Genomic DNA, 14,129 nt, shown 5'->3' with positions numbered 1-14,129 from the left:
ATCGCCATCCGCTCAGCCCGCGACCGAGTTCTGGATGGTCTCCATGATCTCCTCCGCCGTCAGCTCACCCCGGTAGCCCTGCACTCCGTACTGGGTCATCAGGGTCTCGACCTGGTTCCAGGTCGGGGTGGTGCGCTGCGGGGTCGCATCGGCCAGCAGAGCCTCGACGACCTCGGCGGCACCCTCGGTCTTGCCCTCAGCCCAGGCCGGAAGCGCCTCGATGCGCGCCGGAACGATGCCGCGCGCCTCGGCCTGCTTCTCCTGCACCGACACCGAGGTCAGTGCCTCGATCGCCGCGAACGCCTCGTCCGGGCGGTCGCAGTTGGCCGCGATGCCGAAGCCCGAACCCGCCGTCATCGCGGCGGCCTCGCCGCTGGTCGACGGGACGATCGTGACGCCGAGCGTGAAGTCGGCGGCGTCGGCGAAGCTGCCGTACATCCACGGACCTTCGATCAGCATCGGCACCTCGCCCGAGGTGAAGGCCTGCTGCGAGACCTCCGAGCCGTCCGCCGCCTCGGGCGCCTTGGCGACCTGCTCGACCGACACCAGGTCGAAGAAGCTCTGGATCTGGTCGACGAAGTCGGGGTTCGTGAGGTCGAGCTCGCCGTCCTCGGTCACGGCCGGAACGCCGTCGGCGAGCGACCAGGCGTTCGGGATGAAGATGCCGGGTGCGAGCGCGAGGCCCTTCTTGTCGCCGTCGGTCAGCGCCTTCGCATCCGCGATGAACTGATCGCGCGTGTACTCGGTGCCGGGCAGTTCGAGACCCGCGGCCTCGAACGCCTCGACGTTGTAGAACAGCACGATCGGCTCGGCGTCGTAGGGGATCGCCCTGATCGTGCCGTCGACCGTCATGCCGCTGAGCATGGATGCGTCGATGTTCTCGATGTCGAAGTCGGACTTCTCGATCAGGTCGTCGAGCGGCATCAGCAGGTCGCCGAGCTCCTGCGCGCGGGCCGCCTGCGTGGTCAGCAGGCAGGGCGGGTTCGAGCCGCTGAGGCGGGTCTTCACCTTGGTCCAGTAGTCCGAGAAGCTGGGCCCCTCGACGGTGATGTCGAGGTCGGGATCCTCGGCCTGGGCGCCGTCGATGAAGTCAGCCCACTGCGCCTGATCGCCCTCGCTGGCGGCCCACGTGTAGAGAACGAGAGGGCCGCCGGCGTCGCCGCCTCCTCCTCCTCCCGAGCCGCTGGCACAGCCGGCGAGGGTGAGAGCGGTGAGGCCCGCGACGCCTGTCAGGATGAGACGCTTCGCGCGTCGGGATGAGAGTGCATTCATTCTGTCTGCCTCCTTCATTGGATGCTGATTCGATGCGATGGGTGAGGGGGTGCTGCTCGGGGGTTCGGGTCGTGCTCGGGTCACTCGGAGAAGTCGATGGCGACGACGTCGATCAGGGCGCCGCTCGGTGCGGGGGCGACGATGCGCAGCTCGCCCAGGTCGTCGCCGGCGATCGAGGCCTCGTGCACCTCGAAGCTCGCGTCATGCTGCAGCTCGAGATCGTCGGCCAGGCGGTGCACCCGGGTGATGCGACGCACGGGGAGGCCCCGCACGATGATCTCGTCGACCGGCACCGCGGTCAGATGCAGGTAGAGGCGTCCGGCGCGCGCGGTCGTCGGCCCGTGGAAGTCGATGCCGACGGTGGGCTCGACACCGATCACGGACTCGGCGTGCGCGTGCATCCATTCCGCGAACTCGCCCAGCCGCTCCTGTTCGACCGCCGGCAGCGCACCGTCGGGACCGGGCCCCACGTTGAGCAGCAGATTGCCGCCGCGGGCGACGACGTCGATGAGGGTGACGAGGAGCGACCGCGCGGACTTCTCGTTGTCCGGCCCCGTGCGCCATGCCCAGTGATCGCCGATCGTGAGGCACAGCTCCCAGGGACCGGTCGGCGGGGTGAGCGGGAAGCCCTGCTCGGGGGTGCGGTAGTCGCCCTGGCCGGGCAGGCGGTCGTTGATGACGACATCGGGCTGCAGCTCCTTGATCAGGCGGCGCAGTGCCGGAGCCGTCCACTCGACGGCGGAGCGCTCCCAGTCGCCGTCGAACCAGAGCAGATCGATCTGCCCGTAGTTCGTGAGGAGCTCGGTCAGCTGCGCCCGGACGTAGTCGAGGTAGCGCGACCACTCCTCCGGACTCGACCGCCGGTGCCGATCGGTCGCGTCGGGGGTGTCGGCGAACTCGGCGAGGCCCGCGGCGGGCCAGTGCTCGAGCTTGTACGGCCGGTCCTCATCGCGGAATGCCGGATAGTCGGGGTGGTTCCAGTCGGGGAGGCTGTAGTAGATGCCGACCTTCAGGCCCTCGGCGCGCACGGCGTCGACGAACTCACGGGTGATGTCGCGACCGAAGGGGCCGTGCTGCACGCCGAAGTCGGACTCCTCGGTGAAGAACATGTTGTATCCGGCATGGTGACGTGCCGTGAAGACGAGGTAGGTGGCTCCCGCTTCGCGGGCACGACGCGCGAGATCTGCGGCATCCCAGTTCACGGGGTCGAACGTCGAAGCCGTCGCCTGGTACTCGGCCACGGTCACGGCGTCTTCCACGGCATCCTCACCCGGGATGATCGAACGTCCGACGAGGGGCCAGGAGATCTCGATGCCCTGCTGCGATGCCTGGTCCCAGTGCACGAAGAGGCCGAAGCCTGCGCCGCTGAACCACTCCCCACCGGGGATGCGCTCTGTGGGGCGTCGGAAGCCTGCGTCTGTCATCGAACCTCTCCTTTGAGTTCAAGATTTCCTATAGGATACGTGATAGACGAAACCGTTCACAAGGGTGTGATGAAAGGTGCCTACCGATGGCGATGTTCGAAACCGATCCTGTTCGTCCCGAGGCCTACCGCGAGTTCGAGCGACCGCTTCCCGAGTGGTTCCGCGGCGCCGCACTGGGGATCTTCGTGCACTGGGGGCCGTACTCGGTTCCCGCCTGGGCAGAGCCCACCGGTGAGCTCGGCGCCGTGCCACGGGACGAGTGGTACGCCCACAATCCCTATGCCGAGTGGTACGCCAACACCATGCGCATCGAGGGCTCGCCGACCCACCGGCATCACGAGGAGGTCTACGGCGGGGCTCCTTATGACGACTTCCTCGATGCCTGGAAGGCCGAGGAGTTCGACGCCGACGAGGTGCTCGCCGTGGTCGCGGCGACGGGCGCACGGTACTTCATCCCCACGACCAAGCACCACGACGGCGTCACACTCTGGGACGCACCGGGAACGGATGGGCGCAACACCGTCGCCCGTGGCCCAGGGCAGGACCTCATCGGAGCCTTCGCCGACGCGACGCGCGCGGCCGGCCTCCGCTTCGGCGTGTATTACTCGGGCGGTCTCGACTGGCACTTCTCCGACCTGCCGCCCATCGACCATGACGGCGCCCCCGCCCCCGATGACCTCGCCTACGCGGAATATGCGCACGACCACGTCATCGACCTGATCGACCGCTATCGTCCCGACATCCTCTGGGGCGACATCCGGTGGCCGGCTGCGGGAATCGAGCCGGGGCCGAAGAGCATCGCCCACGCCTTCCAGAGGTTCTACGCACAGGTTCCCGAGGGCGTCGTCAACGATCGCTGGGGCGAGTCCCACTGGGACTTCCGCACCAGCGAGTACGTGCACGGCACCGCAGTCGAGGTCGGCGAGGCGTGGGAGAACACCCGGGGGATCGGACTCTCGTTCGGCCACAACCGCAGGGAGACGAGCGAGCACCTGCTGTCGGCGCACGAGGCCGTGCTTCTGCTCGTCGACGTGGTCTCACGCGGCGGCAACCTGCTGCTCAACATCGGCCTCGAGGCGTCCGGCCGCATCCCCGATCTGCAACGAGAGACCCTCGAGGGCATCGGCCACTGGAACAGGCAGTACGGGCACGCCGTGTTCGGTGCGCGACCGGAAGAGCGGATGCCGGCGTCCGACGACCCCTGGATGCGCTGGACACGCACGGATGACGCGGTGCACGCGGTCGTCGACCGGAACGGACACGTCGAGCTCCCCGATCCGCACGGCCTGCTCGACGAGAGCAGCGCACGGATCGGAGAGCATCCGGTGATCGCGGAACGCGTCGATGGTGCCATCCTGGTCGAGGTGGCGGACGCGACGACCCCGGTCGCGATCTCGTTCCAGCCCAGGGACTGACGGAAGGACCCTCTCATGCGCATCGCTCTGCACTCCGAGATCCGCGACGGCGCGGTCGACGACTACCGCACGAACCACGCCCGCATCCCGGATGCTCTCGCCGAGACCTTCGCGCGCATCGGCATCCACGACTGGACGATCTGGAGGTCGGGCCGGCGCCTGTTCCACCTGGTCGAGTGCGATGACTGGGATGCCGCGATCGCCGCGCTCGAGGACGATCCGGCCGACCACGCCTGGCAGGCCGACATCGGTCGCTTCGTCGAGCTCTTCCGCGACGAAGACGGCGCCGAGGGCACCGCTCCCCTGGAGCAGGTCTGGGATCTGAGGTCGCAGGTCTCCTGACCGCTCCGCTGCCCGGGTCTGCCGCGGGCTCGTGGCAGAGTAGCCCCGTGACTCGGACGTGGGTGCGCGAGCTGGCCGGCTGGATGTGCGCTGCCGCCGTGTCGATCGTCACCGCATCCGTGGTCGCGTCGTCAGCCCGGTCCGACCTGCTCTTCCGAGACGGCGATTCACTGGTCGTCGCGATGCTCGCGCGGTCGCTGCTCTCGGGAGAATCGCTCGACTGGGCGATGTCGAGCGTGCTGTTCCTGCCCGAGACCGCGGCGTTCACCGCGATCGACGCCGCCGTGCCTGCGACGGTGAACGGCCTCTTCACGATCAGCGCGGTCGTCAATCTCCTCGCCCTCTATGGAGCCATCCGGCTCGTCGCCGGCCGCGGCCGCGCGGGTTCTGCGCCCGTCACCTGGTCCGTCGTCGCGCTCGGGGTGTTCGGCATGCTCGCGATGACCGATGTCTCGGCGTCGCGAGAGGCGCTCGACCTCGCATCCTTGCAGCTGACGACCACCTACTACTCGGCGACCGTGATCGGCGTCGTCATCACGGTCGGCATCGTGCGGCGCGTGATCGATGACGGCCGCCTCAGAGCCTCGCCGTCGATCGCTCTCGGCGCCGTCGCGCTCATATCGGCTCTCTCGAACCCGCTGTACGCGGTGTGGGCGACCCTCCCCCTCGCGATCATCCTGGGCATCGCCGCCGTGTCGCCGTCGCGGCGTGCGCAGATCCTCGCCCTCATCGCGGTGCTGCTCGCCGGCACCACCGCGGGCTTCCTGGCTCGTATTCCGTTCGCGGCATGGATCGCGAACACCGGCGTCGGCTACGCGCAGCCCGACCACTGGCACGAGTCGGTCGGCTATTACGCACGGCTCATCGCCGAACGCGGTCAGAGCCTCCCCGGGCTGATCGGGCTGCTGGTCACCGTCGCCCTCATCGTCTTCGCCGTCGTGAGAACGGCGCAACAGGGCGACCCGGGAACCCGTCTCGTCGCCGCGATGGCCTGGGCGGCACCGATCGTCGTCGTCGTCGGGGCGATCGCGCTGGGCACGCATGCCGCGCGCTACCTGCAGCCTCTCGTCTTCGCTCCGGTGCTCGTGCTCGTCGCGTCACCTCGCGCGATTCGCCTCCCCGCCCGCCTGCGTCGTTCGACAGCTGCCATCGTCGGCGTGGTGCTTCTCGTCGTCGGCGGCCTCAGCATCCCGCGCCTGGCGGACGCGGCCGCCCGGCCGGACCCCGATCTCGCGTGCGTGAGGGACTGGGTCGACGCCTCCGGTCGCACGGGCGCCGGACAGTTCTGGACCGTTCGTCTGCCCGCACTGCATGTCGCAGACCCCTCGCGCCTCGTCCAGGTCGATCATCAGCTCAACGGCTACGCGTGGCTGGTCAACCGCACGGACTTCGCAGTCGGCGAGGTGTCCTTCCTCGTCGAGGATTCGCAGACCGTGCCGTGGGATCTTCCGCAGGCGGTGCAGCCTGAGCGTGTGGTCGAGTGCGGCCGGTACTCGATCCTGGACTTCGGCAGTCAGACCCTGCCCCTGGGACCGCAGCGCAGCTGAGCGAGACCGCAGCGACCCGGTGTCAGCGAGCCGGTGCCGCGGTGGTCGTTCCCTCGCGGAACCGACACGTGAGGTGCAGGGTCTGGCCGGCTTCTCCCCGGAGCATCCGCGCGACCTGCTCCCCTGCGGCGCGCCCCTTCTCGACCGCCGGCTGCACGCTGGTCGTGAGCACGAGGTCGCCGAGCCCATCGGCGGCGATCCCGTCGAAACCCGCGACCGACAGGTCTTCGGGCACGCGCAGTCCCAGCTCCTCCGCGGCGCGGATGATGCCGACGGCGATCAGATCGCTCTGAGCGAGGATCGCCGTGGGCCGCGTCTCGGCATCCGCCAGCAGATGCCGTCCGGCGAGGAGCCCCTCGTCGATGAAGCTGCCTCCGGCCGAGATCGCGGGCGCGTCGGGAAAGATCTCGCGCATGCCGGCGAGGCGATCGATGGTCACATCCACCGTCGCCGCGTCGATTCGCTCCTGAGTGACCGGTCCCCGCTCGCGACGGGTGTCGAGCGGCAGCGTGACGAGTGCGACGTCGCGGTGCCCGAGGTCGCGCAGGTGACGTGCGACGTCCGCGGCCGCCGCAGAGTTGTCGAGCAGGATCTTCGGGATGCCCTCTCCCGCGTCGCCCTCGATCACGACGACCGGCAGGCCCCGGCTGCGCACGATGTCGAGCGACGCCTTGGCGCGCCCCGAGCACCCGATCAGCACGACCGCATCGACGGGTGCGTTCGAGAGAGACGACTCGTCGTCGCCCGGCTCGTCGCGCATCAGCAGGATGCCGGCACTGAGCTCGGCCATCCCATCGGTCAGGCCGTCCATCATGGCGGTGGTCACCGGGTCGAGGAACGCCGCACGCAGGTGCCCCTCGAGCACGACCGCGACGATGCCGCTGCGTCCTCGACGCAGCGATGCGGCGCGCGGGTCGGGACCGGCATACCCGAGGGCCGCCGCTGCGGCGAGCACCCGCTCGCGCGTGGCCGGTGCGACGTTGGCCTTGCCGCTGAAGACGACGGATGCCGTCGACGTGGCAACTCCCGCCTCGCGTGCGACATCGGCGATCGTCGCTCGGCGCGGGCTGTCGTGGCTCGTCATACTCCGAGGATAGCTCCCCGGCTTCCCGATCATCGAATCGATTCGATATGCTGATCCGCATGGACACGGCTCTCTCCCGATCGCAGTACGTGCGCTGGCGCACCGCGATCTTCGCGATCTTCCTCGCCAGCGGTCTCTCGATCGCGACCTGGGCGTCCCGTGTCCCCGACATCAAGCTCGCCCTCGAGGTCGACAAGGCTCAGGTGGGCATGCTGCTGCTCGGCGCGGGCATCGCCTCGATCATCGGCATCTCGACCAGCCCCGCGATCATGGCACGCACCGGCGCGCGCCTCGGCATGATGGTGTCGATCTTCACCTTCGCCTCGGGCGTGGCCCTCATCGGCATCGGCGCCAACGTCCTCGGCTCGTACTCCGTGGTGCTGATCGGTCTCGTGCTGTTCGGACTCGGCAACGGCTGCGTCGACGTCATGATGAACGTCGAGGCCACCGCGATCGAGCAGCACTCGGGCAAGACGATCCTGCCCCTCTTCCACGCCTTCTTCAGCTTCGGCACCGTGATCGGCGCCGGGCTGGGGGCGCTTGCCGCACAGCTGCACATCGACGTCTTCACCCATACGCTCGTCATCTCCGTCGCGATCGCCGCCATCGGCATCGCCAGCATCGCGAACGTGCCGCGACGCGAAGAGGCGCTCGACCCCGCGGCAGACGACGCAGAGAAGCCGCACTGGCGGGAACGGATGCACGTCGCGATGTCCGCCTGGCGCGAACCGCGCACCTACGCGATCGGCGTCGTCATGCTCGGCATGTCGTTCGCAGAGGGCGGTGCCAACGACTGGCTCGCCCTCGGCGTCGCCGAAGACCACGGAGGCGGCACCGCACTGGGCGCCGCCGCGCTCGCGACGTTCTCGGTCGCGATGACCGTCGTCCGCGTCTTCGGAGGCCCCCTGGTCGACAGGTTCGGCCGCGTCGCCGTGCTGCGCATCCTCGCGGTTGCCGCCGCATCCGGGATCCTGCTCTTCATCCTCGCCCCCAGCCTTCCTCTCGTCTTCGTGGGCGCAGCGCTGTGGGGCGTCGGCGCTTCTCTCGGCTTCCCGCTCGGTATGTCCGCCGCCGCAGACGACCCCGCCAAGGCGGCCGCGCGAGTGAGCGCAGCCGCGACGATCGGCTACATCTCGTTCCTGGGCGGCCCGCCCGTGCTCGGCTTCATCAGCGAGCACATCGGACTGCTCAACACGCTCTACATCCTCGTCGGCCTGGTCGTGTTGTCCGGCCTGTTCTCGGGTGCCGCGCGCCCGCTCCGCAAGGACGAGATGTCGACGCCGCCGGTCACCGCGAAGTCAGCCTCGTAGATCAGCGGGCGACAAGCAGACGTGGCGCCGGGCCTTCGAGTCGGGCGATGGCGATCTTCACCTCTCCGAGCTCGACGTCCACCTTCTCGAACCTCGCATCCATGCGCTGCTCGACCTTCTCGAACCGCGCATCCATGCGCTGCTCGAACTTCTCGAACCTCGCATCCATGCGCTGCTCGACCTTCTCGAACCTCGCATCCATACGCTGCTCGAACATCTCGAACCGCGCATCCGTGCGCGTGATCATCCATCCGAAGCCTGCGGCAAGCCCCAGCAGCGTGGTCGCGACGGTCACGATCATGGTCACCAGCTCTATCGACACCGTCATCTCCTCATCCTTGACCTGTCCGCCCAGAATGTCAGGATCCAGTCCGATGTAATCGACGACGGGAGTCGATCCGCCGCAGATGTGGAAACTTCGGCGCTGATGCTGACATCAGCAGAACGAGTCGACCCGACGAAGTAGGCTCGACGGGTGCGTCTCGTCATCGCCCGCTGCTCCGTGGATTACACGGGCCGCCTCAATGCCCACCTCCCGCTCGCCACGCGTCTGCTCGTGCACAAGGGAGACGGGAGTCTGCTCGTGCACTCCGACGGCGGCAGCTACAAGCCGCTGAACTGGATGAGCCCGCCGTGCTCCCTCGCGGCCGAGGAACCCGGCGAGGAGGAATCCATCGCCGGCGTCACGGAGGTGTGGCGCGTGACGCACAAGAAGACCGGCGACGCGCTCCGCGTGCAGATCTACGAGATCCTGCACGACACCAACCACGACCTCGGCGTCGACCCCGGTCTGCAGAAGGACGGCGTCGAAGCCGATCTGCAGCGCCTGCTCGCCGAGCAGGTCGAGCGCATCTCCGACGGCGCGACCCTGGTGCGCCGCGAGTACCCGACCGCGATCGGTCCCGTCGACCTGCTCGTGCGGGATGCCGCCGGCGCGGCGATCGCTGTCGAGATCAAGCGGCGCGGAGACATCGACGGTGTCGAGCAGCTCACCCGCTATCTCGAGCTGCTGGGCCGCGACCCGCACCTCGCGCCGGTGCAGGGCGTCTTCGCCGCGCAGGAGATCAAGCCGCAGGCGCGGGTGCTCGCCGAGGACCGCGGCATCCGCTGCCTCGTGCTCGACTACGACGACATGAAGGGCATCGAGTCCGGCATTCCCCGCCTGTTCTGAGGCCATCTGCACAGATGTCCACCGCGGTCGGTCGCGTCGTGCACTGCCCATAGGCTGGAAGGTATGGCTTCTTCCCCCTATTCGTGCGTGCTCTGGGACGTCGACGGCACGATCGCCGACGCGTCGGTCGGCATCCTGCGCCGTCTGAACGTCGCCCTCACGCACTTCGGTCACCCTGCTCCCACGCGCGAACAGCTCGTGCACTGGATCGGGCCGCCCATGTTCGAGTCGTTTCAGGCGCAGGCGGCGATGACCCCCGAGCAGGCGACCGAGGCGGTCACCTTCTATCGGACACTCGGCAAGGCCGACGGATACACGACCGATGTCGCGACCTACCCGGGCGTGCCCGAGATCATCCGCGATCTGCACGCGGCAGGGGTGCCTCAGGCGACCGCCAGCTCGAAGCCCGAGATCCAGGTCGATGCGATCGTCGACTTCTTCGAACTGCGCCCGTACTTCCTGACGACGGTCGGTGCGACGCCCGACGAGGCGACGCTCGCGTCGAAGACCGACATCGTCGCCGAGGCGCTGCGCCGTCTGGCCGAGCGCGGTGCAGACATCTCACGCCCCGTGCTGGTCGGAGATCGCCATCACGACGTCGAGGGCGGCAACGCCAACGGAGTGCCGGTGATCTTCGTCGAGTGGGGCTTCAGCGACACGCACGAAGGCGATGAGGCCGCGTTCCGCGCCGCATCCGCCGACGAACTGCGCGCGCTGCTGCTCCACTGACCTCGGCCGACCGGGGGCCCACCCGGCCGGGGTAATCCGGCCGGAAAGCACAGAACTCCCCGCCGGGGGTCGCAACGAGTGCAGACCTCCGGTCGGGGAGTTCTATGACGTCCGCTCTCAGAGCGGACGGATGTTCTCAGCCTGCAGGCCCTTGGGGCCCTGCGCCACGTCGAACTCGACTCGCTGGTTCTCTTCAAGAGAGCGGTAGCCGGATGACTCGATGGCGGAGTAGTGCGCGAAAACGTCAGCGCCGCCGTCGTCGGGGGAGATGAAGCCGAAGCCCTTCTCCGAGTTGAACCACTTAACCGTGCCCTGGGTGCTCATGTACTGCCTGTTCTGCTGGAAAGAAGCCGACGCAGGATGCCCCGACGTGCTCCACGCTAGTGGAGCACGCGCTGAGCGGAAGTCCTGATGTCAGCCCGTAACCCAAATGTTGCATGAGCGGTCGTCCGCGGTCACATGACAGGGCAGATGGAGACCCTCAGAAAATGGTGTGGCCCTCACCGCGGGGGGAGCGATGAGGGCCGAAGACGACCGGAGGGTGCGTCAGATTCCAGCCTAACCCCTCGCGCCTGCTTTTGTCCCCCATTTGGGGGACAGATTCGAAATTTGTGAGATGGAGACAAACGACAGCGGCCCTCTCGAGCAGTCCGTTGGGGACAGAACTACTCGAGAGGGCCCAATCGCATGCACGGATCGCCTTTGCCTCTGGGGAAGGCAGCCCGTCTCTGGGGAAGACGGAGACGATCAATCCCCTGTGCATGCACCTTCACCCTAGGGGAGTCCGTTCGATCCCGCCAAGGGGGGTTGACGATCGTCGTCATCGGTGGCAATGACGGGACGGACTGCGCGAGTAGCCTGGTGCGGTGACCATGCTGAACAAGGACATGACCCTGTGCATCTCGCTGTCTGCACGCCCGAGCAACAACGGCACGCGATTCCACAACTTCCTCTACGAGGAGCTGGGCCTGAACTGGATCTACAAGGCCTTCGCCCCGACCGACCTCGGCCAGGCGATCGCCGGCGTGCGCGGTCTCGGCATCCGCGGGTGCGCGATCTCGATGCCGTTCAAGGAAGACGTCATCGCGCTCGTCGACCGCATGGACCCTTCGGCGACGGCTATCGACTCGGTGAACACGATCGTGAACGATGACGGGGTGCTCACCGCATACAACACGGACTACAGCGCGATCGCCCAGCTGATCGAGCGCAACTCGCTCGACCCTGCATCATCGGTGCTGCTGCGGGGCTCAGGCGGGATGGCCAAGGCCACCGCCGCCGCCTTCCGTGACGCCGGATTCAGCCGCGTCACGATCGCGGCCCGCAACGAAGAGCGCGGTCGAGGGCTGGCCGATCTCTACGGCTTCGCCTGGACGGCGGATGCGGATGCCGCCACCGCCGACATCATCGTGAACATCACGCCGATCGGCATGGCGGGAGGCGCGGACGAGCACGCACTGTCGTTCACCGAGGAGCAGATCGCGGCGGCATCCGTCGTGTTCGACGTCGTCGCCCTGCCGGCGGAGACGCCTCTGATCTCCGCAGGGCGCGCGGCCGGGAAGACCGTCATCACGGGGGCCGAGGTGGCGACCCTGCAGGCCCTCGAGCAGTTCGTGCTGTACACCGGCATCCGCCCCTCCACCGCTCAGGTGCAGGCGGCCGAGGAGTTCATGCGGGCGCAGTGACCACTGCGCCCGCAGTCCGCCCCGAGGACCTCAGCCGTTGAACGCGGCGGGGTGCGGGCCGGTGCGACCGTCGCGCTCGAGGCGGTCGACCGCGGCCAGCTCGTCGTCGGTGAGCTCGAACCCGAACACGTCGAGGTTCTCGGCGATGCGAGCGGGGGTCACCGACTTGGGGATCACGATGCGTCCCTGCTGCAGGTGCCAACGCAGTACGATCTGGGCCGGCGTCCGCTCGTGCCGCTCGGCGATCTCGACGACCGAGCGATCGGAGAGCACGGCGCCCTGGGCGAGCGGGCTCCATGCTTCGGTGAGGATCCCCCGCTGAGCGTTCGCCTCGGCGACCGCTCGGTTCTGCAGCGCCGGGTGGACCTCGACCTGGTTGACGGCGGGCACGACGCCACCCTCTGAGGCGATGCGCGCGAGGTGCTCGGGTTCGAAGTTCGAGACGCCGATGGCTCGTACGCGCCCGTCCGCGTAGAGGCTCTCAAGCGCACGCCAGGTCTCGGGGTACGTCGCCAGAGCAGGCGTCGGCCAGTGGATCAGGTACAGGTCGAGGTGATCGAGGCCGAGCCGTTCGAGGGACGCGTCGTATGCGCGCAGGGCGGCGTCGTATCCGTGGTCGGAGATCCATACCTTCGACGTCACGAACAGCTCGTCGCGAGGGATGCCCGACTCGGCGATCGCACGCCCGACGCCGGCCTCGTTGCCGTAGATCGCCGCGGTGTCGATGCTGCGGTACCCGGCGTCGAGGGCGGCAGCGACGGCGGCCGTGGTCTCGGCATCCGGCACCTGGAACACGCCGTATCCGAGCTGCGGCATCTCGATGCCGTTGTTCAGGGTGAGTGTGGGGACGGTGGGAGCGTTCATGCTCGTGCTTCTTTCTCTCTCTGCGAATCGGGTGGTCACGCGGCGACGGTCTGCAGCGTGCCGGTGGGGGCGGGCGACGGCTTCCTGGCTGCGACCACGGCGATCACCATGACGACCAGGGCGGATGCGGTGATCGCGGCCCCGATCCAGATCGGCGAGGTGTAGCCGAGCCCTGCGGCGATGCCGAGGCCGCCCGCCCACGCGCCGAGGGCGTTGCCGACGTTGAAGGCGCCGATGTTGGCGCCGGAGGCGAGGGTCGGTGCACCGCCGGCGTAGTGCATGATGCGGCTCTGAACCCCCGGAACCGTGCCGAATCCGAACGCGCCCATCAGAACGAGGATCGCGATGGTCACGGGCTGCGACCAGGCGAAGAAGCCGAACAACACGAGCACGACGACCAGAGCCGCGATGAAGATCAGCAGCGTGCGGTCGATCGATCGGTCGGCCAGGCGTCCGCCGATCCAGTTGCCCGCGACGAGCCCGGCGCCGAAGAGCACGAGCAGCCACGGCACCGTGGTGTCTGCGAAGCCCGTGACCCCGGTGAGCGTGTAGGCGATGTAGGTGAAGGCGCCGAACATGCCGCCGAAGGCGAGCGCGGTGACGATGAGCGAGAGCCACACCTGTCCGGACCGGAAGGCCCGGAGCTCGCCGCGCAGACTCACCTGCTGGCCTGCCGTCTTCGGTGCCGTGACCAGCAGAGCGATGCCCGCGAAGGCGACGATGCCGATGGCGGAGATGACCCAGAACGTCGACCGCCAGCCGAACTGCTGTCCGAGGAAGGTTCCGAACGGAACACCGAACACGTTCGCCGCTGTGAGGCCGGTGAACATGATCGCGATCGCCCGCGCCTTCTTCTCGGGGGCGACGAGGTCGGCGGCGACGACGGATCCGATGCCGAAGAACGCTCCATGGCACAGCGCCGCGACGATGCGTCCGATCATGGCGGTCGTGTAGTCGGGGGCGAGGGCGGTGATCGCATTGCCGACGATGAACAGCACGACGAGGCCGAGCAGCACCGGTTTGCGGGGCAGACGGGTCGTTGCGGCGGTGAGGCCGAGTGCACCGACGACCACGCTGAGCGCGTAGCCCGAGATGAGCCAGCCGGCCGTGGCCTCGGTGACCCCGAAGTCCGCGGCGACGTCGGGGAGGAGCCCCATGATCACGAACTCGGTGAGTCCGATCCCGAAGGCGCCGATGGCGAGTGCGATGAGTCCGAGTGGCATGGGTGTGCTCCGTGGTCCTCTGCTAAAGTAGTTGCAGACGCGGGATATTGCGTCACGAGGGAT

14 protein-coding genes are annotated in these 14,129 nt (G+C 68.2%); 7 read left to right on the top strand and 7 right to left on the bottom strand.

Annotated features, from left to right (window positions below; genetic code table 11):
* Window positions 1-12: 12 nt before the first annotated feature.
* On the bottom strand, window positions 13-1,272 hold the full coding sequence (locus tag BMW26_RS00355) for an ABC transporter substrate-binding protein (RefSeq protein WP_232224505.1): 1,260 nt from the start codon (window positions 1,270-1,272) through the stop codon (window positions 13-15).
* Between the two features lie 80 nt (window positions 1,273-1,352).
* Window positions 1,353-2,696 carry an alpha-L-fucosidase gene (locus BMW26_RS00350; protein WP_072590432.1) on the bottom strand — a complete coding sequence of 448 codons (1,344 nt, stop codon included), beginning with the start codon at window positions 2,694-2,696 and terminating at the stop codon, window positions 1,353-1,355.
* An 86-nt stretch (window positions 2,697-2,782) separates the two neighbouring features.
* On the opposite strand from BMW26_RS00350, the gene BMW26_RS00345 reads away from it, so the two are divergent.
* Genes BMW26_RS00345 through BMW26_RS00335 form a run of 3 tightly spaced genes read left to right on the top strand, consistent with a single transcriptional unit; the run spans window position 2,783 to window position 6,000 of the window.
* Window positions 2,783-4,111, top strand: a complete 1,329-nt coding sequence (locus tag BMW26_RS00345; protein ID WP_072590431.1) for an alpha-L-fucosidase — start codon at window positions 2,783-2,785, stop codon at window positions 4,109-4,111.
* Between the two features lie 15 nt (window positions 4,112-4,126).
* Window positions 4,127-4,453 carry an L-rhamnose mutarotase gene (locus tag BMW26_RS00340; protein WP_072590430.1) on the top strand — a complete coding sequence of 109 codons (327 nt, stop codon included), beginning with the start codon at window positions 4,127-4,129 and terminating at the stop codon, window positions 4,451-4,453.
* A gap of 47 nt (window positions 4,454-4,500) precedes the next feature.
* Window positions 4,501-6,000, top strand: a complete 1,500-nt coding sequence (locus tag BMW26_RS00335) for a hypothetical protein (protein ID WP_072590429.1) — start codon at window positions 4,501-4,503, stop codon at window positions 5,998-6,000.
* Between the two features lie 22 nt (window positions 6,001-6,022).
* On the opposite strand, the gene BMW26_RS00330 is transcribed toward BMW26_RS00335, so the two are convergent.
* A complete protein-coding gene (locus BMW26_RS00330) occupies window positions 6,023-7,084 on the bottom strand; it encodes a LacI family DNA-binding transcriptional regulator (protein WP_072590428.1) in 1,062 nt (353 codons plus the stop codon).
* Between the two features lie 59 nt (window positions 7,085-7,143).
* On the opposite strand from BMW26_RS00330, the gene BMW26_RS00325 reads away from it, so the two are divergent.
* Complete coding sequence (locus tag BMW26_RS00325; protein WP_083569418.1) at window positions 7,144-8,394, top strand: MFS transporter; 1,251 nt, start codon at window positions 7,144-7,146, stop codon at window positions 8,392-8,394.
* Window position 8,395: 1 nt separating this feature from the next.
* Here BMW26_RS00325 and BMW26_RS00320 read toward each other — a convergent pair whose 3' ends face one another.
* The gene (locus BMW26_RS00320; protein WP_072590426.1) at window positions 8,396-8,722 is read right to left on the bottom strand and encodes a response regulator; all 327 of its coding nucleotides are present in this window, start codon (window positions 8,720-8,722) and stop codon (window positions 8,396-8,398) included.
* Between the two features lie 147 nt (window positions 8,723-8,869).
* Between BMW26_RS00320 and nucS the strand changes: the two genes are divergently transcribed.
* Both nucS and BMW26_RS00310 read left to right on the top strand, forming a co-directional pair.
* A complete protein-coding gene (nucS, locus tag BMW26_RS00315; RefSeq protein WP_056275812.1) occupies window positions 8,870-9,565 on the top strand; it encodes an endonuclease NucS in 696 nt (231 codons plus the stop codon).
* A 63-nt stretch (window positions 9,566-9,628) separates the two neighbouring features.
* The gene (locus BMW26_RS00310; protein WP_072590425.1) at window positions 9,629-10,294 is read left to right on the top strand and encodes an HAD hydrolase-like protein; all 666 of its coding nucleotides are present in this window, start codon (window positions 9,629-9,631) and stop codon (window positions 10,292-10,294) included.
* A gap of 117 nt (window positions 10,295-10,411) precedes the next feature.
* Here BMW26_RS00310 and BMW26_RS00305 read toward each other — a convergent pair whose 3' ends face one another.
* The gene (locus BMW26_RS00305) at window positions 10,412-10,618 is read right to left on the bottom strand and encodes a cold-shock protein (RefSeq protein WP_042540947.1); all 207 of its coding nucleotides are present in this window, start codon (window positions 10,616-10,618) and stop codon (window positions 10,412-10,414) included.
* Between the two features lie 542 nt (window positions 10,619-11,160).
* On the opposite strand from BMW26_RS00305, the gene BMW26_RS00300 reads away from it, so the two are divergent.
* Window positions 11,161-11,979, top strand: a complete 819-nt coding sequence (locus BMW26_RS00300) for a shikimate 5-dehydrogenase (RefSeq protein WP_198032357.1) — start codon at window positions 11,161-11,163, stop codon at window positions 11,977-11,979.
* A 30-nt stretch (window positions 11,980-12,009) separates the two neighbouring features.
* Here BMW26_RS00300 and BMW26_RS00295 read toward each other — a convergent pair whose 3' ends face one another.
* Together BMW26_RS00295 and BMW26_RS00290 are read right to left on the bottom strand one after the other, a co-directional pair.
* Complete coding sequence (locus BMW26_RS00295; protein WP_072590423.1) at window positions 12,010-12,843, bottom strand: aldo/keto reductase; 834 nt, start codon at window positions 12,841-12,843, stop codon at window positions 12,010-12,012.
* A 35-nt stretch (window positions 12,844-12,878) separates the two neighbouring features.
* Window positions 12,879-14,066: an MFS transporter gene (locus BMW26_RS00290; RefSeq protein WP_072590422.1), complete on the bottom strand. Its 1,188-nt coding sequence runs from the start codon at window positions 14,064-14,066 to the stop codon at window positions 12,879-12,881.
* Between the last annotated feature and the right edge of the window lie 63 nt (window positions 14,067-14,129).

The sequence above is a fragment of the Microbacterium sp. 1.5R genome (genome assembly GCF_001889265.1).
Lineage (GTDB): Bacteria > Actinomycetota > Actinomycetes > Actinomycetales > Microbacteriaceae > Microbacterium.
The sequence above is the reverse complement of the archived record's forward strand: the minus strand, read 5'-3'. Positions and strand labels throughout refer to the sequence as shown.